Annotated in this window: 22 protein-coding genes and 1 tRNA gene; 6 read left to right on the forward strand and 17 right to left on the reverse strand. The window is 62.9% G+C overall.

What is annotated here, in order from left to right:
- The first annotated feature begins 42 nt into the window (after positions 1-42).
- Positions 43-507 carry a PilZ domain-containing protein gene (locus tag DC522_RS05070; protein ID WP_116527608.1) on the forward strand — a complete coding sequence of 155 codons (465 nt, stop codon included), beginning with the start codon at positions 43-45 and terminating at the stop codon, positions 505-507.
- Between the two features lie 98 nt (positions 508-605).
- Here the strand turns inward: DC522_RS05070 and DC522_RS05075 are convergent, their stop codons facing one another.
- The 5 genes from DC522_RS05075 to DC522_RS05100 all read right to left on the reverse strand — a co-directional run bounded on the left by DC522_RS05075 (position 606) and on the right by DC522_RS05100 (position 4,552).
- Positions 606-1,373 (reverse strand): alpha/beta fold hydrolase, encoded by a 768-nt coding sequence (locus tag DC522_RS05075; RefSeq protein WP_205769507.1) that lies wholly within the window; start codon positions 1,371-1,373, stop codon positions 606-608.
- 392 nt (positions 1,374-1,765) lie between these two features.
- A complete protein-coding gene (locus DC522_RS34250; RefSeq protein WP_133239234.1) occupies positions 1,766-2,884 on the reverse strand; it encodes a hypothetical protein in 1,119 nt (372 codons plus the stop codon).
- Between the two features lie 107 nt (positions 2,885-2,991).
- A complete protein-coding gene (locus tag DC522_RS05090) occupies positions 2,992-3,390 on the reverse strand; it encodes a DUF1622 domain-containing protein (protein ID WP_116527612.1) in 399 nt (132 codons plus the stop codon).
- A 73-nt stretch (positions 3,391-3,463) separates the two neighbouring features.
- Positions 3,464-3,667 carry a DUF2892 domain-containing protein gene (locus DC522_RS05095; protein ID WP_116527613.1) on the reverse strand — a complete coding sequence of 68 codons (204 nt, stop codon included), beginning with the start codon at positions 3,665-3,667 and terminating at the stop codon, positions 3,464-3,466.
- A 150-nt stretch (positions 3,668-3,817) separates the two neighbouring features.
- A complete protein-coding gene (locus DC522_RS05100; RefSeq protein WP_116527614.1) occupies positions 3,818-4,552 on the reverse strand; it encodes a L,D-transpeptidase in 735 nt (244 codons plus the stop codon).
- Positions 4,553-4,779: 227 nt separating this feature from the next.
- Here DC522_RS05100 and DC522_RS05105 point away from each other — a divergent pair, with 227 nt between their 5' ends.
- Positions 4,780-5,388, forward strand: coding sequence for a tyrosine phosphatase family protein (locus DC522_RS05105; protein WP_245443966.1), 609 nt, complete (start codon positions 4,780-4,782; stop codon positions 5,386-5,388).
- A gap of 198 nt (positions 5,389-5,586) precedes the next feature.
- Here DC522_RS05105 and cueR read toward each other — a convergent pair whose 3' ends face one another.
- Both cueR and DC522_RS05115 read right to left on the reverse strand, forming a co-directional pair.
- Complete coding sequence (gene cueR, locus DC522_RS05110) at positions 5,587-6,027, reverse strand: Cu(I)-responsive transcriptional regulator (RefSeq protein WP_116527616.1); 441 nt, start codon at positions 6,025-6,027, stop codon at positions 5,587-5,589.
- A complete protein-coding gene (locus DC522_RS05115; RefSeq protein WP_116527617.1) occupies positions 6,024-8,555 on the reverse strand; it encodes a heavy metal translocating P-type ATPase in 2,532 nt (843 codons plus the stop codon). Before DC522_RS05115 ends, cueR begins: the two co-directional genes overlap by 4 nt.
- 220 nt (positions 8,556-8,775) lie before the next feature.
- Between DC522_RS05115 and DC522_RS05120 the strand changes: the two genes are divergently transcribed.
- The 3 genes from DC522_RS05120 to DC522_RS05130 all read left to right on the forward strand — a co-directional run bounded on the left by DC522_RS05120 (position 8,776) and on the right by DC522_RS05130 (position 11,499).
- Positions 8,776-9,618 carry an endonuclease/exonuclease/phosphatase family protein gene (locus DC522_RS05120; protein ID WP_116527618.1) on the forward strand — a complete coding sequence of 281 codons (843 nt, stop codon included), beginning with the start codon at positions 8,776-8,778 and terminating at the stop codon, positions 9,616-9,618.
- Positions 9,619-9,736: 118 nt separating this feature from the next.
- Positions 9,737-10,354, forward strand: a complete 618-nt coding sequence (gstA, locus tag DC522_RS05125) for a glutathione transferase GstA (RefSeq protein WP_245443968.1) — start codon at positions 9,737-9,739, stop codon at positions 10,352-10,354.
- A gap of 344 nt (positions 10,355-10,698) precedes the next feature.
- Entirely contained in the window at positions 10,699-11,499 is an 801-nt protein-coding gene (locus DC522_RS05130; protein ID WP_116527619.1) for a glycosyltransferase family 2 protein, read from the forward strand.
- A gap of 17 nt (positions 11,500-11,516) precedes the next feature.
- Here DC522_RS05130 and DC522_RS05135 read toward each other — a convergent pair whose 3' ends face one another.
- Entirely contained in the window at positions 11,517-11,870 is a 354-nt protein-coding gene (locus DC522_RS05135; RefSeq protein ID WP_116527620.1) for a RidA family protein, read from the reverse strand.
- A gap of 176 nt (positions 11,871-12,046) precedes the next feature.
- Between DC522_RS05135 and DC522_RS05140 the strand changes: the two genes are divergently transcribed.
- Positions 12,047-12,137 (forward strand) — tRNA-Ser (locus DC522_RS05140).
- A 460-nt stretch (positions 12,138-12,597) separates the two neighbouring features.
- Here the strand turns inward: DC522_RS05140 and DC522_RS05145 are convergent.
- From DC522_RS05145 to DC522_RS05185, 9 genes are all read right to left on the reverse strand, one after another.
- Entirely contained in the window at positions 12,598-12,837 is a 240-nt protein-coding gene (locus DC522_RS05145; protein ID WP_116527621.1) for a DUF2933 domain-containing protein, read from the reverse strand.
- Between the two features lie 134 nt (positions 12,838-12,971).
- Positions 12,972-15,371: a heavy metal translocating P-type ATPase gene (locus DC522_RS05150; protein ID WP_116527622.1), complete on the reverse strand. Its 2,400-nt coding sequence runs from the start codon at positions 15,369-15,371 to the stop codon at positions 12,972-12,974.
- A 137-nt stretch (positions 15,372-15,508) separates the two neighbouring features.
- A complete protein-coding gene (locus DC522_RS05155) occupies positions 15,509-15,799 on the reverse strand; it encodes a copper-binding protein (RefSeq protein WP_116527623.1) in 291 nt (96 codons plus the stop codon).
- A 40-nt stretch (positions 15,800-15,839) separates the two neighbouring features.
- A complete protein-coding gene (locus tag DC522_RS05160; protein ID WP_245443970.1) occupies positions 15,840-16,331 on the reverse strand; it encodes a plastocyanin/azurin family copper-binding protein in 492 nt (163 codons plus the stop codon).
- Between the two features lie 33 nt (positions 16,332-16,364).
- Positions 16,365-17,780: a multicopper oxidase family protein gene (locus DC522_RS05165; RefSeq protein ID WP_116527624.1), complete on the reverse strand. Its 1,416-nt coding sequence runs from the start codon at positions 17,778-17,780 to the stop codon at positions 16,365-16,367.
- Positions 17,781-17,796: 16 nt separating this feature from the next.
- Complete coding sequence (locus DC522_RS05170) at positions 17,797-19,353, reverse strand: TolC family protein (protein WP_245443972.1); 1,557 nt, start codon at positions 19,351-19,353, stop codon at positions 17,797-17,799.
- Between the two features lie 3 nt (positions 19,354-19,356).
- A complete protein-coding gene (locus tag DC522_RS05175; protein ID WP_116527626.1) occupies positions 19,357-19,611 on the reverse strand; it encodes a hypothetical protein in 255 nt (84 codons plus the stop codon).
- Positions 19,612-19,805: 194 nt separating this feature from the next.
- Positions 19,806-20,219 (reverse strand): hypothetical protein, encoded by a 414-nt coding sequence (locus DC522_RS05180; protein ID WP_133239235.1) that lies wholly within the window; start codon positions 20,217-20,219, stop codon positions 19,806-19,808.
- Positions 20,220-20,252: 33 nt separating this feature from the next.
- Positions 20,253-20,531: a heavy-metal-associated domain-containing protein gene (locus DC522_RS05185; protein WP_116527628.1), complete on the reverse strand. Its 279-nt coding sequence runs from the start codon at positions 20,529-20,531 to the stop codon at positions 20,253-20,255.
- Between the last annotated feature and the right edge of the window lie 301 nt (positions 20,532-20,832).

Consider the following 20,832-nt stretch of genomic DNA (forward strand, 5'->3'; position numbering starts at 1 on the left):
AGGGGCCGGCGGCCCGGTGAGGGCGTTGCGGGGAGGTCTTTGATGGAGCATCGATCCAGTAAACGGCAGCGCACCATTCTTGAAGGGCGGATCGTATTCAATAATCGGTTCTCGCTCATCGAATGTCGTGTCAGAGATCTCTCCAACACGGGAGCTCGGATTATGTTCGAGCACCCTGTGACCATACCGCCGGAGTTCGAATTCGAAATCCCATCGAGAGAGCTTTCCGTCTGGGCGAGGGTCATGTGGTCGAGCGGAAGAGAGCACGGAATCAGGTTTACTAAAGGTCCTCAAGCTGCCGTATCCAGTGGAGCTTCGGCTTCAGTCGAGACAGGACAGCCACAGGACAGGAGCGTGCTGGAGCCAACCCCAGAGGACAATGCGAAACTTCAGGAAATTCTTAATGAAGCGCAGCATCGAATCGCGCAGATAACGGGCGTTCCTGCCGACAGCATTCGGTTGAAGTTGGACATTGGCGTGGCGGGAACTGGCACGACAAAGAAATAGCCCTGTTCTCATATCCCCGAGCGCGAAACGGCTTAAACAGGTCCGCGTAAGATCAGCCTATGGCGGGATTGATCTACACTCCCGCCATAGGCTGTCGATCACCACAGAAACGCCTTCACCACCTTCGCGACGTCTTGCGCCCGCTCGATGGGCAGCATGTGCGTTTCGCCTTCGAACAGCTTGAGTTGTGTCCAAGGGATCAGGTGGGCGGCTTCCTTCATAGCGCTCACATCGAAGAACGGGTCGTGCGTTCCGCCGATGATCAGCGTGCGGGCCTGGATGCGCTGCAGCCATGATGGGTCCTTGCCGACACTCTCGTCCGCAACGGCATGGAGCCCGCGAACGATCGTCGCCGGGTCGCTCATCTTTTCATGCAGCTTGTCCCGCTCCTGCCAGAAGCGCAGGCGCAGCAACCAGTTAAGCCAGGGGCGACGGAAGACGAGGCCGAATTCGTTCAGAAGGCCCTGAAAATCTCCTTGCCAGGCGCATTCGATCTGGCGCTCGATGCTGCGTTGGCCTTCGGGAGAAAAGCGGTGGGCACTCACCATCACGATCAGATTCTTCACGAGATCGGGATGGTCGGCGGCAAGACGGGTCGCCACGAAGCCGCCGAACGAGATGCCCATGATGGTCGCAGGGCCGATCTCGTCGCGCAGGATCGTCGCCATGTCCTGAACGATCATGTCGATGCTGTAGCCTGCGGGCGGCGCTGAATCGTAGCCCATCACATAGATCGTGCGATGAGAGGGCAGGAGGCGCGCAATACGCTTGGCATCCCTTTCAATGCGCGCTGGCGTCGGTCGCCTGACGAAGGCCTGTCCTCCGTTGAAGACAACAATGGGGTTGGGGCCCGAGCCGATTTTCACGAATGGGATCCTGCTCAGGAAGAGGCCTGTTTCGAAAGTCATCATGGTCGATAATCATCACTGCAAGCAGCCCATCGCGGCATGCGCATGTTGGGCCTGAAAGGTGCTGCTTAGAACTGGGAGAGAAACCTGCCGAAGGGGATCGCGAGCCGATGTGCGCGATCACACGTCATCCACGTGGGATGAAGCGGAGATCAAAGCAGATTGTGGAGCCGACGGACGCTGGAAGGGCGGCGGCGGCTGGCGGGCCGGTTGTTCCAGCTAAGCTGCGTGGCCGATGCAGTCAACGACTCGTCGAAGGCATGAGGATTTTTTGCTCATGCGGGTGGCGCAGATGCAACAAACCCTCCGGGCCGTTGGGTCCGGAGGGTTTGTGTGAGGCACGAGCTTTTTTAACGCGCGATGCTGGAGGTTTTCTTGGACGCTTTCGTGGTCGCTTCCGCCTTCAGCGTCTCGGTCTTTTCGACGACCTGCGCCACTTGATCGTCCGTGAGCGTCGTATCGAGCAGTGCATTCAGGTTCTTCACGGTCTCTGCGGTCACCGTCTTGTTGCTCGCCTTGGCGAGGGCAGTAGCCGCGGCATCGAGATCGTTGGCTGCAACGGCAGTCTTATAGGCGCCGATCCGGCCGACAGGAGAGTTGAGCGAGGCACGCTCCATGGCGCGCGGCGAGGCATGCGCTGCGTTGAGGCGGCCCATGGATTCCGGTGTCTTCGTGGGCTCCACCGGTTGCTCCATCGTGGTGGCAGCGGTCGTCGTTGTCGTGATCGTGGTCGTCGTCGTGGTGGTCTCAGTCGTCCTGGTCTCGATGACTTCGACCTTGTCGACGAGCGTGGTGACCTTCGCGTCGTCGAGCTCTAGCCCGAGAAGATCATTCAGGCTTTTCACCGATTCTTCCGTCACGGCCTTGTTGCTGACGGAGGCGAGCGCTTCGGCCGCTGCATCGAGATCACCATTGGCCAGCGCATCCTTGTAGGAGGCGATCCTGCCGACCGTCGAATTCGGTGAGGCATTGGCGAGTGCCTGCGCGGACGCGTGAGCAGCGTTCAGCTTTCCGAGCGACGAGGCGGAGGTCTTCGCCTTCGTTGCGCCTTGCTCGGACTTGGCCGTCTTCTTCTCCGTTGCGGTCGACTTGGTCTTCGTTTGTTCAGCTTTCTTCTCGCCCTTGAGATCCTTCAGGAAGCCTTCGACGAGTCCGAGGTTCTGCTGCTGGCCGCGCGAAGCGCTTCGCGAGCCATGCTGCTCTGCTGCCCTGTCGGCTCTGGAACTGTTGCCATTGCCGCGTCCGCCGTCGTTCTCACCGCCGCGGCCACCACCATTGCCTCCGCCGTTGCCACCTCCATTCCCACCGCCGTTGCCGCCGCCATTTCCTCCTCCGTTGCCTTCCCGGGCCAGGGCCTTCGTGAAGCCAGCATCGAAGGACGAAAGATCGATGGAGAGAGGCTGGAGGCCGAGGGCAACGCCCACCACAACAACGGACGCGAAGGTAGAGAGACGCGAGACGATCTTCATTCGATTTCTCCGGGAAGGTTTATGCAGACAAGGCGAAGAGATACGGGCGGTTGAGGTGTATGGTGACTGCAAATAGACGCAATATCCATGAAACGGTTTCATTCTTATCACGGAATATGTTCTGATAAAGGCTGGATTTTCTCCTTCTTTTCATGCGCTTTATATCGCTCCCATGGCCAGCGCCCTTCGATCTCGACTTCCAGTGAGAAGCTCAAGAAAGTGCGGATGAGCACGATCCCGCCGAGAATGAAAAGGCTTTGAAGGGAGGGCTCGATGGCAACTGTGTTGATGATGTCGGCAGCCACGAGAAATTCGAGACCCAGCAGGATCGCCCGGCCGAGATTGGATCGGTAATGGTTGAAGGCGTCCTCTCCTGATCGGCCCTGAAAAACCTGCCAGAGAACGGAGATGGAGGCTCCCAGTGTACCTAGAACGATGATGGCGATGCCGCCCACCTCGATGATGCGCGTCGTGAGCTTCAGTGCCTGAGGGAACCATTCGTCCATGGACAATCCTTTGCGAAAGGCATGGACCTTGATTCATAGGACAGTGAGCAAAAGCCTCCAGGGGGATGGTGCCTCAGGTGAAACCGGGTTTGCTGGGAAGCCCAAGCCGCTTGAACATCATCACGACGGGGCAGAGCCCCGTAAACGATGCCTGTACAAGATGAACGCCAAGGATCCCGGTCAGCCAGAGCCAGTTGAGATTGACGTAAACCGCGAGTAGGACGCTGATGATGATCAGCCCGCCGACGGTCAGAAGGATGGCGCGTTCTACGGTCATGGCCGTGCCTCCATCAGGACGCACCGATCATACATCAAGCCAGGCAGGACGACAAAGAGAAGGGCCGGCAGAGCATCGTTGGTTGCGAACCTTCGGTTCCGCACCATGTGCTGGCGGCCAGCCCTTCCTTCTCACCGATGATGTATCGGCTCAGTAGAACGATACACGCTGTTCGTCCTGTTCGACATCGTTGAAGGGACTGCGTCCTCGCAGCACCACCACCGGCGAGCCCACGGGCACGCGGTTGTAGAGGTCGATCACGTCCTGGTTGAACATGCGGATACAGCCGCTCGACACCGATTGGCCGATGGACCAGGGCTCCGTCGTGCCGTGGATGCGGTACATGGTGTCGGCGCCGTTGTTGTACAGATAGAGCGCCCGGGCGCCGAGCGGGTTCTCAAGACCGCCCGGCATGCCGGCGGCCCAGGGGCGGTTGCGCTCGGGCTCGCGCTTGATCATCGCGGCGGTCGGCGTCCAGCGCGGCCACTGCGCCTTGCGGCCCACCTGGGCGCGACCGGACCAGGCAAGACCTTCCTTGCCGACGCCGATGCCGTAGCGGATGGCGCGTCCGCCCTCGCGGACGAGGTAGAGGTAACGAGCCGCGGTATCGACCACCACGGTGCCGGGCTCCTCGCGGCCGTAATAGGCGACCTCACGACGAAGGAAACGCGGGTCGACTTCGGAAATGTCGGTGGCGGGAAGCGGATGCTCCTCATCCGGGCGCGTGCCATACATGGCCATGTAGGCAGGATCGATGTGGCGGATCGCCTGCTGCGGAGGAGGCGAGGAGGAAACACAGGCGGCCAGCGCCAGCGGGAGAGCCAACACGCAGAAGCGGATCGCATTCTGCAACGAGGACAAGCGTAAGGCCGTGAAAACAGACATCAGTGGGGAGGCTCGCAGTTTCTGGTTTTTCGCTTATGCCGCCAGCGCTTGGAAGCGGCAGCGGTACCTTGAAAGGGAGTTCATAAACCCGGTGATGACCACAAGGTGTTAACGAGATGGCAGAAATGTGGCCAAGCCGAGCTGTGATCAAAAGGACACAATCATTTGATGGGCTTGAACATATTCCCTCTGCATGGGTACAACCTAAGAGGATAATAGGGAGGATCATGCATCCTCCGCTTTCGATGGGTTTTTCAATGCAGCCGCTCTCGATCTCCATGCTCACCATCTGTGGCATTGCCGAACTGCCGGAGCAGAAGGAGAGGGCAGTCACGCATGTGCTCTCGATCCTCGACCCGGATCACCCCGATCCGGAGGCGTTCCAGGCTTACGATCCGCATCACCGCACGATCCTGCGCTTTCACGACATCATCAATCCGATCGAGGGAATGATCCTGCCGCAGCTGGAGCATGTGGAAGCCGTGCTGCGCTTCGGCGAGGAGGTCGCAGCAGGCAGCACTGAGCGCGCACGAGGGCATCTGCTCGTGCATTGCCACATGGGCATCTCGCGCTCGACGGCTGCAATGTTGACACTGCTCGCGCAGGCTTATCCGGACGAGCGCGAGGACAATCTATACGAACGCCTCACACTGATCAGGCCGCAGGCGTGGCCGAACTCGCGCATGATTGCCTATGCGGACGATCTGTTGTTCCGCAACGGGCGCCTCGTCGATGGCTTGCGTCGCCACTACGGACGCCAGATTCATCGGCAGCCTCAATTCGCACAGTGGATGCACGATCTGGGGCGCAGCCGCGAAGTCGAGATGGCGGCTTAGCGCCTCGTGCGGAACCGAAAGGTCCGCGTCAGCGACCCGAAGGGCCACGCCCGTGACCCGAAGGGCCGCGTCAGCGAAAAGGGGACCCGGGTATCCGCTGGCACGGCCCTTCGGGTCGTTCCCAACGATGCGCTCTCTATAAGAGGGAGCATCGGACCCAAAAGTGCAAGTCCACTTTTCGGTCCGAGGCTCTAGGCCTTATCCCAACGCACCGAATTTCGCATTCGCCTTGGCATGAACGGGCATGAAATCATCGCCCGCGAGCTCTTCGAGGATCGGGCAGTGGGGACGCGAATCCCCGCCGCAATGATCAGCCAAGTGCTTGAGGGTCAAGGCCATTTCCTGCAGCTCGCGGATCTTGCGCTCGAGCACGTGCACATGGCCGAGCGCAATCGCCTTCACGTCCTTGCTCGCGCGCTCCCTATCCTGCCAGAGTGAGACGAGGTCGGCGATCTGCTCGACCGAGAAGCCGAGATCGCGCGCGCGGCGGATGAAGCGCAACGTGTGCACGTCGTGATCCGAATAGACCCGGTACCCGGATTCCGTTCGTACGGTCTTCGGAATGAGCCCTATGGATTCGTAGTAGCGGATCATCTTGGCGGAGACGCCAGAGCTGGAAGCTGCTTGTCCGATGTTCATGCCACACCTTCCACGGTTTGGGCGGCAGGAGCAACCTCCCGCCGTGACTCGATGGGAGCCCTGAAGCGGCGAAGGCGAAGCGCGTTGCCGACAACGAACACGCTGGAGAGCGCCATCGCCGCCGCCGCCACGATAGGCGACAGCAGGGTGCCGTTGACAGGATAGAGCGCACCTGCCGCGACCGGGATCAGCACCACGTTATAGGCGAAGGCCCAGAACAGGTTCTCACCGATGTTGCGGATCGTTGCCTTCGACAAGGCGATCGCATTCACCACGCCGCGCACGTCGCCGGACATGAGCACCACATCGGCACTTTCGATGGCAATGTCCGTGCCCGTGCCGATGGCGATGCCGATATCGGCTTCAGCCAGAGCCGGCGCGTCGTTGATGCCATCGCCGACGAAGGCGATCCTGCCGTGCGTTTGGCGCAGGCGCTTGACCACCTCGACCTTGCCCTCGGGCAGCACTTCTGCAACCACCTCGTCGATGCCGATGCGCCGCGCGATGGCGTCCGCCGTCTTGCGGTTGTCGCCGGTGATCATTGCCACTTTCAGACCAAGGGCATGCAGGGCAGCAATCGCCTCCGGCGTCGAATCCTTGATCGGATCCGCAACCGCAACGATGGCGGCGAGCCTGCCGTCGATCGCCGCATAAAGCGGGCTCTTGCCCTCGGAGCCGAGCCGCGCAGCGGTGTCTGAGAACATGGCCACGTCGAGCCCGAGCTTCTGCATGAAGCGGTCCGCGCCTACATCGACCTTGCGCCCTTCGATCGTGGCGGAGACGCCGAAGCCCGGCACGGCCTCGAAGCTGTCCGTTGCCGGCAGGGTGATGCCCTGGCGCTCCGCTGCCGCGACGATGGCCTGCGCAATCGGGTGTTCCGAGCGCGCCTCAACGGCGGCGACGAGCCTCAAGGCGTCAGTCTCGGCGAATCCGTTCGCGGTGACCAGGTCGGTCAGATCCGGGCGGCCCTTGGTGAGCGTACCGGTCTTGTCGAGCGCGACGACGCCGATCTCCTTCAGGCTCTGCAGCGCTTCGCCCTGGCGGAAGAGCACGCCGAGTTCCGCTGCGCGTCCGGTGCCGACCATGATCGAGGTGGGCGTCGCCAATCCCATGGCGCACGGGCAGGCGATGATGAGCACGGCCACTGCATTCACGAGCGCAAAGGTCGCAGCCGGATCGGGGCCGAAGATGAGCCAGATCACGAAGGTGAGTGCTGCTGTCGCCATCACGGCGGGCACGAACCAGGCCGTGATCCTGTCGACCATGGCTTGGATAGGGAGTTTTGAACCCTGCGCCTGCTCGACCATGCGGATGATCTGCGAGAGCACCGTGTCCGCGCCGATCCGGGTTGCGCGGAAGGTGAAGCCGCCTGTCTTGTTGATCGTGCCGCCGACAACCTCCGAACCTTGAGCCTTCTGCACGGGCACGGGCTCGCCGGTGATCATGGACTCGTCGACGAAGGACGAGCCCTCGACGACCTCGCCGTCGACCGGCACCTTCTCGCCGGGACGGACCTGCACGACGTCGCTGATCAGCACCTGATCGAGCGGGATCTCCTGTGCCTCGCCGTTGCGGATCACCCGCGCGGTTTTCGGGGCGAGGCCAATAAGACGCTTGATCGCTTCCGATGTGCGGCCCTTGGCTTTCGCCTCGAGGAAGCGGCCGAGCAGGATCAGCGTCACGATCACGGCAGCCGCCTCGTAATAGACATTGGCCATTTCGGCAGGCAGCACCCCCGGCAGGAAGGTCGCCACGACGGAATAGGCATAGGCCGCGCTCGTGCCGAGCACCACAAGGGAGTTCATGTCGGGCGCCCAGCGCAAGAGAGCTGGAACACCCTTCTTGAAGAAGCGCAGACCGGGCCCGAACAGCACGAGCGTCGTCAGCGCGAACTGAAGATACCAACTGGTCTGATGGCCGAGAGTGTTCATTGCCCAATCATGGATCGCGAGAATGAAGTGAGAGCCCATCTCCACCACGAAGACGGGCAGGGTGAGGATGGCGGCCACCGTAAGCGAGCGCCTCAAGGCTGCAATCTCGGCCTCGCGGGCAGCGCGCTCCCGATCCGTCCGGTCGGCATCCTGGCGGATTTCATTCGCCTCATAGCCGGCGGCATCGACGGCCTCGATCATCCGACCGATGACATCCGCGCCGCCAAGGTACTGCACCGAGGCGCGCTCGGTAGCGAGGTTCACATGCGCCTCGACCACGCCGGACACGCGCCCGAGCGCCTTCTCAACCCGCGCCACGCAGGAAGCGCAGGTCATGCCCTCGATCTTCAGGTCCACATGGCTCTCGGAAGGCTCATAGCCCGCCGCCCGAATGGCCTCGGCGACTCCTTTAGGATTGGCCTTCTCAGGGGCGAAGGAGACGTGCGCCCGCTCCGTCGCCAGATTCACATTGGCGGCAGCGACGCCCTCGACCGACTTGATTGCCTTTTCGACGCGCCCGACGCAGGAGGCGCAGCTCATCCCCTGGACCGGAATATCGAAGCTCTCCGCCGCGGCGGAACGGTTGGTGGCAGCCATCTTGAATCTCCCGATTCATCATATGGGGTCAGGGTGTAAACCTTCCAATCATGGGATGGTCAAGCCGCCTTTTGCGGTTGCGTTTGTCCGGAACTCTGGTCGATGATGGGTCATTGATCCGACACGTTTGCAGCATAGGTCGCGAATCGAGACGTCACCGCATGCTCCGTTTGAAGCCCATGCATGTTCATCTTCACCATTCTTCGACCGGTACTGACCTTTGACGCACAGCGATAAACACGGACGTCTTTTTCGGATCCTCACCTACAACGTTCACCGCTGGCTGGGCACCGACCGGAAAATCTCGCCGACACGAATTGCCGAGGTCATTGCCGCTTGCGAGGCCGATATTGTCGCGCTCCAGGAGGTGCGGGTCGGGCGCACGAAGGCAGGGGAGATCGATCAGGCTGCGACCGTCGCGGACAAGCTCGGTATGGATCTCCATTTCCAGCCCACGATCCGCATTCTAGGCGAGCAATACGGCATTGCCGTTCTCACCAAACACCCTGCCTATCTGGTGAAATCGGGCCGCCTGCCGACGCAATCGACGAAGCCGTCCTTCGAGAAACGCAGCGCTCTTTGGGTGCGTACGGAGATCGATGGGCACAAGGTGAACGTCATCAACGCCCATTTGTCGCTACGCTCCGGCGAGCGACGGGCGCAGGCCTCCGCGCTCGTGGGGTCCGACTGGATGGGCCACCCGGAATGCGCCGATCCCGCTATCCTGCTTGGTGACTTCAACGCTCCGCCTTATTCGCGCTCCTACCGCATGATCGCCAATCGCTTAAGGGATGCGCAGCTCTCCAACTCCCATGGCGAGCCTCAGCCGACCTTCCATACACGCGCGCCTGTGCTACGCCTTGACCATGTGTTCGTCACGAGGTCCATCGAGGTGATGAATGCAGCACCGGTGCGGAACGCGCTTACGCGCGTGGCGTCCGATCACTTTCCGCTGCTCGCCGAACTGCGCGTGCGCAGCCATGCGAGAGCTACGGGCGCAGGCCATCGGCATGCGCCTGAGGGTGAACTCCTCTCCTCAAGCCGAAATCCGGTATCGGATTGAATTGATGCTGGAAGATGAGCGGCCAAGCCTTGAAATTCGGCCGGGCTGTCGCATTACTATGACATTGCGTTGAGTTTGGGGTTCGATTTCCCGTTGGGGCTGGGAATGAAGGATTTCGATGATGAAGCTCTATTACAGCCCCGGCGCATGCTCGCTTGCGCCTCACATCGTGGCCCATGAAGCGGGTCTTGAGATCGAGTTCGATCGGGTTGATCTGAATACGCAGACGACCGCCTCAGGGCGCCGCTTCGGCAAAATCAATCCCAAAGGCAGCGTACCTGCGCTCGCCCTGCAGGATGGAGAGGTGCTGACGGAGGTTTCCGCCATTCTGGAATATCTCGCCGACCACGTACCGGATCGTCGCCTCCTGCCGAAATCGGGTTCGATGGAGCGCTACCGTGTTCAGGAATGGGTGGGCTTCATCGGCACCGAACTCCGTAAGGGGTTCGATCTCTTGTGGGACGGCCTCATGCCCGATGCTGCCCGGCGTCTTGCCGTCCAATATCTACAGCGCCGGCTCTCCTATCTCGACAGCTGCCTTGCGGGGCGCTCCTATCTCGTGGGCGATGAGTTCACGGTCGCGGATGCCTATTGCTTCACCATCCTGAACTGGACTCGATTCCACAGAATCGACCTATCGGAATACGTCGCCGTTCAGGCTTTCATGCAGAAAGTTTCGAACCGTCCCATGGTCCGCAAGGCAATGGAGGCGGAGGGATTGAGGCACATGGCCTGAAATCAAAGGAAGGTGTAAAGCCAAGGTGAGGGGCTTGGCACCTCTTGTCCTCCCCGATGAGGAGGCTAGAGCATCGTGCGGAAAAGTGGATCCGGTTTTCCGCTCTCAACGATGCTCTCATTCAAGGAGAAAGCATCGGATGGGTCCCAAAAGTGCAAATCCACTTTTCACGTCCGAGGCTGTAGAGCCGTTTCCACTTGCGGGGACTCGGCTCTCTTCCTTGTTCTGCCGCATTTTCGAACGGCGAACCGGATCCACTTCGCCGGAAAATGCTCCCTTTTTAAACGGCGCATCGTTGGGGGCGGAAGACCGGGTCCATTTTTCCGCACGATGCGCTAGGTGCCATTGTCATGGTTCCAATTTCCGTCTTCATCATTGCCAAGGACGAGGCCGACCGGATCGGAGCGACTATACAGGCCGTTCGAGACCTGACGGATGATCTGATCGTCATCGATTCAGGCTCGACGGACGGCACCCAGGCGGTTGCGGAGGAACTCGGCGCTCGAGTGGTCTTCAATCCGTGGCCCGGGTACGGCCCGCAGAAGCGCTTCGGCGAGGACCAGTGCCGTCACGAATGGCTTCTCAATCTCGATGCGGACGAGGAGCTTTCGCTTGCTCTCCATGAGGAGATCAAAGCCCTTTTTGCCCATGGGGAACCGCCATGCCAGGCCTATGGCATCCAGATCGCGGAGACCTATCCCGGTGAGGCGGAGCCGCACCCGTTTGCCTATCGCATCGCACCCGTACGGCTCTATCGCAGGGATGCGGGCCGCTATTCGTCCTCCCTGGTCCACGACCGGGTAGATTTGAAGCCTGGGACGAAGGTCGGAATGCTCAAGGGGCTTGTTCACCATCGGTCGATCCGATCGCTCGGCGACCAGATCGCGAAGCTGAACGTGTATACGGATCAGCTTGCCATCGATCTCGAGATGAGAGGGATCTCCATTGCGACCTGGCGGGTGTATATCGAGTTCCCCGCAGCCTTCATCAAAGCTTATTTCGGGCGGCTTCACTTCCTGCGGGGCACCTATGGCTTTCTGATCGCCATGAACTACGCCATCTGGCGCCACCTCCGTCTGGCGAAGCACTATGAGAGAAAGCGTCTGAACGCCCAGGCCAAGGCCAACAAGGTCGAACCCGCCTGAGCGCCTCTGCGGTGGCACTAAAGCGCAGCGATGACCTGGATCTCCAGGGCGTAACCCGGATCAGCAAGGCGGGCCTGGACACAGGCCCGGGCGGGTGTGTGTCCTGGAGTCACCCAGGCGTCCCAGACCGCATTCATCTCGTCATAGGAGGCCATATCGGTCAGCCAGATCGTGGCCTGCAGGAGCTTGGTCTTGTCGCTGCCGATCTCGGTCAGTGACTGCTCGATCTGCGCCAGGACGTCCCGGGTCTGCCCGGTCACCGACTGGCCCAGGCTCTCCTCGGGCACATAGCCGGAGAAATAGGCCGTGTTGCCGTGAATCACGACATCACTGTAACGGGCGGCAACGCCAATCCGCTTGATGTCTGCCACTTGGGTCTCCTCTCTCTCTGTCTGTGCCACCTCGTATCACAGGGGAGGGGGAGGACCCAGTTTCAAGATCAGTTTTGCACGACCTCGGGACGCTTTTTGGCCTTGACGAAGGGCGGCTGTTCGCGTCTATTGCGCCACCGGTGCGAAGCAGGGTTACGACCCCGCTGATCGCGAACGGAGACGTGGCCGAGAGGCTGAAGGCACTCGTTTGCTAAATGAGCATACCCCAAAAGGGTATCGAGGGTTCGAATCCCTCCGTCTCCGCCATTCCTAATCCCTTGATTTTGCTGGAATTGACGGTGCGCATTACGCGCATCCTGTCACAGGTCCCGGTCGCAGTGATCGGCGTGCCCGGCAGGTCGATTTGGGAGCCTGGCATGTCCATTCCCAAGCGCAGCGGTCGTTATTGGTTTCGTAAAGCAATCCTCGTAGACCTCATTCCTATTCTCGGGATTCACGAGAGCTTGGTCCGTAGGCTCCCCGAATGTCCAATCATGGCACTTCTCGGAAGTAAGCCGAACATCTGCGCTTGCGAGATGAGCGAACCTTTACGTGGTCGCGCTTAAAGATTGCGTTTGATCCAAAGCAGTCCCATGAACTCATGCCGCAAAGGCAGGTTTGATCGTAGATTGAAGCAACCATCACATCCCGAGCCCAATGCCAAGAATGGCAGAACCCATGCCCAACCTGAACCCGGTTGGCCGCAGGCATTCGGGCTTGGCGGTGATCACTTGCGATTTCCGTGATGATGGCCATCGCCCCCGTGCAGGAACAGGTGCATCAGCGGGCAGGCCAAGAGCAGTAGGTAGGGAAGGGCGGTCAGGATGTGGCCCGTGTGGTTCACGAACAGGTAGACGCCGAGCGCGGTGAGCGTGACGGCCCGGCCCAGCGGAGTGCCGACCAAAGCCCTGCGCCAGCTCTTTGGCGGCGCGGGGGAAACGTGTGGAGGGGTGTCTGTGGCGCTCATGGCGGCCTCCCGACCTCGACAAGCCTGAGCTTGGACCCGCTGTGTGGCGCCCGCCTTGGTTTCCCTCAAAGGCGGAGACCGTGATCCGTAGCTCCTGAGAGGCAGGCCAAGACCAAGGCTTGTCCCTCCAGGGCTCAAAGTTCGACCGTGCGCAGGCGGATGGCGTTGCCGATCACGCTCACTGACGACAGGGCCATGGCGGCGGCCGCGATGATCGGTGAGAGCAGGATGCCGAAGATCGGATAGAGCACCCCTGCCGCCACCGGCACGCCGAGCGCGTTGTAGATGAAGGCGAAGAACAGGTTCTGGCGGATGTTGCGCATGGTCGCCGCGGAGAGCCGGCGTGCGCGCACGATGCCGGTCAGGTCACCTTTCAGCAGGGTCACGCCCGCGCTTTCCATCGCGACATCGGTGCCCGTGCCCATGGCGATGCCGACATCGGCTGCCGCCAGCGCCGGAGCATCGTTCACGCCGTCGCCTGCCATGGCGACCACGCCGCCGGAAGCTTTGTACCGTTGAACCACGGCACTCTTCTGATCGGGTAGAACCTCCGCCTCAACGTCCTTGATGCCAAGGCGCTTGGCGACGGCTTTTGCTGTGGTCCAGTTGTCGCCGGTGAGCATCACGACGCGCACACCCTCGGCCTTGAGGCCCGCGAGCGCCTCCGGTGTCGAATCCTTCACGGGGTCTGCGATGGCAATGGCGCCGGCCACCTGCCCGTCGACGCCGACGAAGATCGCAGTCGCGCCGTCCTCGCGCAGCCTGTCGGCCTGCTCCGCCAGGGGGCCAACGTCGATGCCGTGCTCGGCCAGAAAGGCTTTGTTGCCGAGCACGATGCGCCGACCTTCGACGGTGCCGAGCGCACCCTTGCCGGTGGGCGAGTCGAAGTCCGTGACCGGGGCGGTTGCGATGTTCTGCTTTTCAGCAGCGGTGACAATGGCGACAGCCAGCGGATGCTCGCTCGCTCGCTCGACGCTGGCGGAGAGGCGCAGCACCTCGGCCTCGGTGAAGCCCGGGGCCGGCAGGACGGCGGTGACCGCCGGCTTGCCTTCGGTCAGCGTCCCCGTCTTGTCGACGACGAGGGTGTCGACCTTCTCCATGTGCTCCAGGGCCTCGGCGTTCTTGATCAGCACGCCCGCTTGAGCGCCGCGCCCGACGCCGACCATGATCGACATCGGCGTGGCGAGGCCGAGCGCGCACGGGCAGGCGATGATCAGTACCGCCACGGCCGCCACGAGGCCGTAGGAGAAGCGTGGCTCGGGCCCCCAGATCGCCCAAGCTACGAAAGCCACGATGGCGACGCCGATGACAGCGGGCACGAAATAGCCCGAGACCTGATCGGCGAGGCGCTGGATCGGGGCACGACTGCGCTGCGCCTCGGCCACGAGCTGCACGATCTGCGAGAGCATCGTGTCGCGCCCGACCTTCTGGGCCTCGATGACGAGGGCGCCCGACTGGTTCATCGTGCCGCCGATCACCTTCGCGCCGACCTCCTTGGTCACGGGCATGGATTCACCGGTGACCATGGACTCGTCCACTGCGCTGCGCCCTTCGAGGACGGCCCCGTCCACCGGCACCTTCTCACCCGGGCGCACGCGCAGGCGGTCGCCCACCTGTACGGTGTCGAGTTGGACCTCCTGCTCGGATCCGTCAGACAGGATCTTCCGTGCGGTCTTGGGCGCGAGATCGAGCAGGGCGCGGATCGCCCCACTGGTAGTCTCGCGGGCGCGCAGTTCAAGAACCTGCCCCAGCAGGACGAGAACCGTGATGACAGCTGCAGCCTCAAAGTAAACCGCTACGGCACCGTCGTGACCGCGGAAAGCGGCGGGGAAAATCTCGGGCGCCAGCGTCGCGACCACGCTGTAGATCCACGCCACGCCGATTCCCATGGCGATGAGCGTGAACATGTTCAGGTTGCGCGTGACCAGCGACTGCCAGCCACGGACGAAGAAGGGCCAGCCCGCCCACAGCACGACCGGGGTGCCTAAGAGCATTTGGATCCAGTTCGAGGTCTGCTGGCTGAGGTAATGACTCAGGCCGGTCAGGTGGCCTCCCATTTCCAAGGCCACCACGGGCAGGGTCAGAACGAGACCGATCCAGAAGCGGCGCTTCATGTCAACGAGTTCGTGGCTGGGGCCCGTCTCGGCGGTCGCAATCACGGGTTCGAGCTCCATGCCGCAGATCGGGCACGAGCCTGGACCCAACTGACGGATCTGCGGGTGCATCGGGCAGGTATAGATCGTGCCCTCGGGAATGGGTTCAGCCTTCCGGGCCGTTGCCGGCTCGACGTACCTCGCAGGCTCGGCCATGAACTTCGACTGGCAGCCGGAGGAGCAGAAATAATAGGACTTGCCCTGATACTGCGCCCGGTGCTCGGTCGTGTGCGGATCGACCATCATTCCGCACACGGGGTCCTTCACGTTCCCGGCGTCGGCCGCGGGCTCGGGATGATGCTCATGACCGTGCATATGGTGGGCATGATGGTGGTCATGCCCCGCGTGGAAGTGGTGGTCGGCAGTGCGGTTGTCGGTCATGGCAGGTCTCACCTTCTTGCGGCGGAATGAATGCTCGGCCTTCCAGTGGTGGCAAGGTCAAGCGGGCCGAAGCGTCATGGTACCGGCGGCCCCCGCGGTGCGGCATTGAGATGAGGCAATCGCGGCTGCCGATATGCTCATTTCCCCTTTTGAATCCTGACGACGCTGATCTGGCCGTTCACGCGGTCGGCTTGGAAGCGGATCCTTTCGCCCGCCTTCACGCCTTTCAGGACCGCAGGATCCTGTGTCCGGAACACCATCGTCATCGCGTCCATGTTCAGGTTCGGGATAGGGCCGTGATCAATCGTGATCTTGCCCTGTGCGGTGTCGACCTTCTCGACGGTGCCGGAGACCATCGGCAGGTTCTGCGCGAGGGCGGCCCCGGAGAGGCTCAGGGTGGCGATCAGGCTGATGGCAATGTGCTTCATCGAATACTCCTGTTACGTGCGGTGAGGGAGGATTGCGTCGTCACTTGACGACGACGGTGCCTTTCATGCCGGACTCGTAATGGCCCGGGATCAGGCAGGCGAACTCAAAAGTCCCGGCCTTCGTGAAGCGCCAGACGATCTCCTTGGCGCCGCTCGGCGCGAGCCGCTTCCCGTTCGGGTCGTCGTGCTCCATGTCCGGGTTCTTCTGCATCTGGATCTTGTGCTTGGCGTTGTTCTCGACCGAGTCGAGCATGAACTCGTGATCCACCTGGCCGTGGTTCTTGAGCACGAACTTCACCTGCTCGCCGCGCTTGATCTCGACCTTGTTCGGCTCGAAGAGCATCTTCGCATCCTCGGTCTCCTTCATGGTGACCTCGATGGTACGGGCGACCGGCTTCTTCGGGTCGCCCGGCTCACCGGCCGCGAAGGACCTGTGGCTGTGGCCGGCCTCACCGGGTCCTGCAAGAGCCAGCGTGGTCGACAGCGCCAGCGCCGCAGCGGCCCCCATGAGAGTGGATAGACGAAGCTTCATCGATTGCTCCTTTGGCATCGGTTCTCGTTGAGATCAGTGATTGTCGTGGCCGCCGGCACTCGCGGAGCTCTGTCGCTTGCGCGAGTCGACGGCGCGGAACTCCGTCGCCTTCACGCCACTGTCCGGCGACTTGGCGCGGGCGGGCTCGGCAAGCTTCTCGCCTTTCCACTCGTAGGCGACGGTGCCTTCGGGATGCTTGAACCAGCCCGGATCCTTGTAGTCGTTTTTCGCCAAGCCTTCTCGCACCTTCACGACCGAGAACATGCCGCCCATCTCGACTGGGCCGAACTGGGCAAAGCCCGTCATCATCGGCAGGGTGTTGTCGGGCAGCGGCATCTCCATCGACCCCATCTCGCCCATGCCGTTGGATCCCATCGGCATGTAGTCGGGCACCACCTTCTTGATGGCCGCCGCCGTGCGCTTCATGTTCACGCCGATATAGTTCCTCACCTCGTGCCCCATGGCGTTCATGGTGTGGTGCGACTTGTGGCAATGGATCGCCCAGTCCCCCTCCTCGTCCGCGACGAAATCGAACGAGCGCATCTGCCCGACGGCCACATCGATGGAGACCTCGGGCCAAGCCGCGTCCTCTGGCACCCATCCGCCGTCCGTGCCCGAGACCTTGAACTCGTAGCCGTGCATGTGGATCGGGTGGTTCGTCATGGTGAGATTACCGAAGCGGATCCGCACCTTGTCGTTCTTGGCGACCACGAACGGATCGATGCCCGGGAATGCGCGGGTGTTCCAGCACCAGAGGTTGAAGTCAGTCATCTCGTTGACCTTCGGCACGTAGGCGCCAGGCTCGATGTCGAAGGCGTTGAGCAGGAACACGAAGTCGCGGTCGACGCGCCGGAAGGCCGGATCCCTCGGATGCACGATGAAGAGACCCATCATGCCCATGGCCATCTGCACCATCTCGTCGGAATGCGGGTGGTACATGAAGGTGCCGGAGCGCCTGAGCTGGAACTCATAGACGAAGGTCTTGCCCGGCGGGATGTGCGGTTGGGTGAGGCCGCCCACGCCGTCCATGCCATTGGGAAGACGCTGGCCGTGCCAGTGCACCGCCGTGTTCTCCGGCAGCTTGTTGGTGACGAAGATGCGCACCTTGTCGCCTTCGACCGCCTCGATGGTCGGTCCGGGGGACTGGCCGTTGTAGCCCCACAGATGCGCCTTCATGCCGGGCGCGAGCTCGCGCACCACCGGCTCGGCCACGAGGTGGAACTCCTTCCAGTCGCCGTTCTGCCGCCAGGGCAAGCTCCAGCCGTTGAGGGTGACGACCGGCTGGTAATCAGGTCCCGACACAGGCATCAGAGGCGCCTGCGTCGCCGCCGACGACATCGTGGGCGCCTCGGGCAGGCTCGCGGCCTGGACGCGCCCGCTGACCATCGAGGCACCGGCGAGCACGAAGCCTCCGGCGCCAAGAAACCCTCTGCGCGATAGATCGGTCATTGCTGTCTCTCCCTGGTCAGTGTCCGCCACCGGCTCCCGCGCCGGCCGCGGCTGTGGTGACTTCCCCGCCGCCGTCGCCGCCGCCGACTCCGCCGCCCACGAGGGCGGCCTTGAGGTCGGTCGCGGCGATCCAGAAGTCGCGGCGGGCGTTGATGGCATCGACGTTGCTGAGAATGCGGGCGCGGGCGTCGAGGATGAGCTGGCTCACGTCGACGAGCATGCCGCTGTATTGCAGGGTCGCCTCGTCCTGGATCCGCTTCTGCAGGGGCAGGACCCGGCTCTGGTAGTGACGGGCGAGGTCGTAGTTGCCGCGGTAGCGCAGGTAGGCCTCGCGCGCCTCGGAGCGCACGTTCACCGCCCGCTCGGCGAGACGGTTGGCGGCCGCCATGTAGGTTTCCTGGGCGTTGCGGACGCCCACGGCCCCGAAGTCGAAGATCGGGATCGTGAACTCGACCTCGAGCCCGCGCCGGTTCACCTTCTCCTTCTCGACCTCGACCTCGCCGTGCTCCTCCGTGACGGACTTGGCGCGTTCGTAGCTGGAGAGGCCGGCAAGCTCGATGTCGGTGACGAAGCGGGTGGCGTTGGCCAGGCCGTGCTGCCCCGCCACCGCGTTCAGGTCATGGCGCAGCGCCTGGAGGTCGACACGGCCTTCCAGGGCCCGGCGCTCGATGTCCTGGGCCGAGGCGATGCGGGCCGGCAGCGGCGGCAGCGAGTTCGGCAGGCGGAAGTCGATGTCGCGGCCCCACAGCCCGAGCTGCCGGATCAGGCGCTCGCGGGCGACCTTCTGCTCGATCCGGGAGCGGGCGAGCTGAGCCCCCAGTTCCTGGTAGAAGGCGTGCTCGCTGGCCTGCTCCAGCTTGTTGAGGGCGCCGCTCTCGCCGAGCTGCGTGGCCAATTCCGAGGCGGTCTCGGCGGTCCCGAGGGCCTGCTGCATGAAGGCGACCTGCTGGTTGACCGCAATCGCCCGGTAGTATTCCCGGCGCGTCTCGGCGGCGAGCCGCAGCACGGCCTCGGCGGCGCGGAACTGGGCGGCGCGGAAGCGCTGCTCGGCGATGGCCGTCCGGGCCGGCAGGGTGGCGAGCTCGAACAGCCCGATCACGATCTGGCGCTCGATCTCCAGCTCCAGGCTGCCGCCGAGACGAGACAGGGCGACCGTCGGGTTCGGGGGCAGGCTCGTCTGGATGTATTCGGCTTCCGACACCCCGAGGTCGTTGAATGCGGCCTGCAGGCCACGGTTCTTCAGCAGCGCGATCTGGACGGCGCTGTCGGGCGTGAGCGGACGCTTCAGCAGGTCCTCGACCCGCTGCTGGATAGCCAGGGCCGCGGCCTCGCTGCCGACCTTGACCACGTCCTTGCCGAGCTCGGCATAGGCGAGCGTCTGCGCGGTCGACAAGCCGCCGTCGGCCGAGAACGAGACGCAGCCGCCGAGGACCAGGCTGAGGGCGACGCCCGCGAGCAGCCCCAGCCGTGCTGTCGATCCCCTTGTGCGCTCTTGTTGGTTCATTGCGGTGCCTTCCTTGCGCGTGTTGCCGCGCCGCCCCCGGGCGGCTGATGTCTTGCTGGTTTCGGGCACGGCTCACCGTCCCCGTCGGGCGGCATCGTCCGAGTCGCCGCGCTCCGCATCGGCCCCGGGCGCGACGCGGCGGTTGAGCTCGCGCCAGTCGAGCGGCTCGACGACGTCGTAGCCGCGCACGCCCGCGGTCACCGAGGCGTAGCCCGGGCTTCGCACGCCAACGGAGGGCTCGGCGGGAGCCGCCAGGTAAGCGGGAGGGGAGCCCGGGACGCAGGCGCCGAGGGCGAGCGTGAGGGCCACGAGGGAAATGGGCTTCATGATGATGTCCCTTCCGGGTGTCCCATGTCATGGTCGCAATTCGGCGGTCGGTGCTGCGCGAAGATTCGTGCATGCCTCAGGCCTGATTCCGATTGCGAGGTGGGGAAGGTCCGGTTCGAGCTCCAGGTCGGTCGCGACCCGTTCATGCGAACGGGTGCGCCTGTTCGTGCGGGCGTATGCCGCCCGCGCCAGGCTCAGATGGTTCGTGGCGGCCTGTCGAGGCCCTCCGGGACGAGGCTCTCGACCTGTTCGTCGCCAAACAGGGCGAGCACAACGGCCGAGGCACAAGGCGCATGGAGCATAGGAGCCGCGAGGGCTTGGACGGCATGGCAGGCACCCGTGCCACAGCAATCCATTCCTCCCTTGCCGTGAGTGCCTGAGGCGGGGTCGCCGCAGTCTTCCTCTGCGGAGGCATGGTCATGCCCGGGGGACTGGACGTTGTGCCCGTGAGCCGAATCTGGGTGCATGTAGCCTTCGCGAGCGTGCTCTTCAAAGGCTGGTGCCAGAGCGAGCTCATCGCCCGTCGTAGCCGCATGCGGCGTGGAAATCACAAGGATTCCCGCGGTGACCGCAAGCAGAACAGCGATGATGAGGCCCATCAGCCGCAAGGGTGAACTCCCGTCGTCAGAAGCGCATGTGTGTCACGAACGGACTGCTTCGACAAGGTGGTCCCGGCAGCGTGCGACCTTCCTGGACGCCTTGGCGATGGTACCGTTCAGGCTGCCTCGGATCACCGCCGACAGGTCGGCCGTGCCCCGGACCGACTCCGGCTTCGAGGCAGGATCCGCATCGACCCGGATTCCCGGCAAGGCCGACTCGACGGCTCTCTTGATCGTGCCGGCGCAATGGCCGCAGGTCATGTCCTCGATCCGCAGGGTCAGCCCGCCGGCATCCCTCGCTCGGCACGGCCCCTTCGGCATTGTTGGCCTGATGGGTTGAGCATCCGCACATGTCTTGTCGCTCCTTCGCGATTGTGAGGATCCGGAGCGTGCGACTTCCAACGATGGCAGGGTTAAGAGATAGCAGGGCACCGCGAGGAACACAGAGCCAACCCAACCAAAACAGACGTCGCGCTAGGAAGGCAGTAAAGGTCTGCCAATGGCACTTCTCAGACATAGCGCTTTGGTCCGCTTACCGCTCGAGCCTGTGTGGAAACAGGCTGATTGGCACGCTTTGATGATCCAATGGGGTGGTGTGCGGACGGAATGCGGTGTGACCCTC

Source organism: Microvirga sp. KLBC 81, assembly GCF_003075415.1.
GTDB lineage: Bacteria > Pseudomonadota > Alphaproteobacteria > Rhizobiales > Beijerinckiaceae > Microvirga.

What these genes read in the sequence shown, in the direction of transcription:
- DC522_RS05070 (WP_116527608.1), top strand. Translation starts at nt 43, where the DNA reads ATGGAGCATCGATCCAGTAAACGGCAGCGCACCATTCTTGAAGGGCGG.
- DC522_RS34250 (WP_133239234.1), bottom strand. Translation starts at nt 2,884, where the DNA reads ATGAAGATCGTCTCGCGTCTCTCTACCTTCGCGTCCGTTGTTGTGGTG.
- DC522_RS05090 (WP_116527612.1), bottom strand. Translation starts at nt 3,390, where the DNA reads ATGGACGAATGGTTCCCTCAGGCACTGAAGCTCACGACGCGCATCATC.
- DC522_RS05095 (WP_116527613.1), bottom strand. Translation starts at nt 3,667, where the DNA reads ATGACCGTAGAACGCGCCATCCTTCTGACCGTCGGCGGGCTGATCATC.
- DC522_RS05100 (WP_116527614.1), bottom strand. Translation starts at nt 4,552, where the DNA reads ATGTCTGTTTTCACGGCCTTACGCTTGTCCTCGTTGCAGAATGCGATC.
- DC522_RS05105 (WP_245443966.1), top strand. Translation starts at nt 4,780, where the DNA reads ATGCATCCTCCGCTTTCGATGGGTTTTTCAATGCAGCCGCTCTCGATC.
- cueR (WP_116527616.1), bottom strand. Translation starts at nt 6,027, where the DNA reads ATGAACATCGGACAAGCAGCTTCCAGCTCTGGCGTCTCCGCCAAGATG.
- DC522_RS05115 (WP_116527617.1), bottom strand. Translation starts at nt 8,555, where the DNA reads ATGGCTGCCACCAACCGTTCCGCCGCGGCGGAGAGCTTCGATATTCCG.
- gstA (WP_245443968.1), top strand. Translation starts at nt 9,737, where the DNA reads ATGATGAAGCTCTATTACAGCCCCGGCGCATGCTCGCTTGCGCCTCAC.
- DC522_RS05145 (WP_116527621.1), bottom strand. Translation starts at nt 12,837, where the DNA reads ATGAGCGCCACAGACACCCCTCCACACGTTTCCCCCGCGCCGCCAAAG.
- DC522_RS05150 (WP_116527622.1), bottom strand. Translation starts at nt 15,371, where the DNA reads ATGACCGACAACCGCACTGCCGACCACCACTTCCACGCGGGGCATGAC.
- DC522_RS05155 (WP_116527623.1), bottom strand. Translation starts at nt 15,799, where the DNA reads ATGAAGCACATTGCCATCAGCCTGATCGCCACCCTGAGCCTCTCCGGG.
- DC522_RS05160 (WP_245443970.1), bottom strand. Translation starts at nt 16,331, where the DNA reads ATGAAGCTTCGTCTATCCACTCTCATGGGGGCCGCTGCGGCGCTGGCG.
- DC522_RS05165 (WP_116527624.1), bottom strand. Translation starts at nt 17,780, where the DNA reads ATGACCGATCTATCGCGCAGAGGGTTTCTTGGCGCCGGAGGCTTCGTG.
- DC522_RS05175 (WP_116527626.1), bottom strand. Translation starts at nt 19,611, where the DNA reads ATGAAGCCCATTTCCCTCGTGGCCCTCACGCTCGCCCTCGGCGCCTGC.
- DC522_RS05185 (WP_116527628.1), bottom strand. Translation starts at nt 20,531, where the DNA reads ATGCCGAAGGGGCCGTGCCGAGCGAGGGATGCCGGCGGGCTGACCCTG.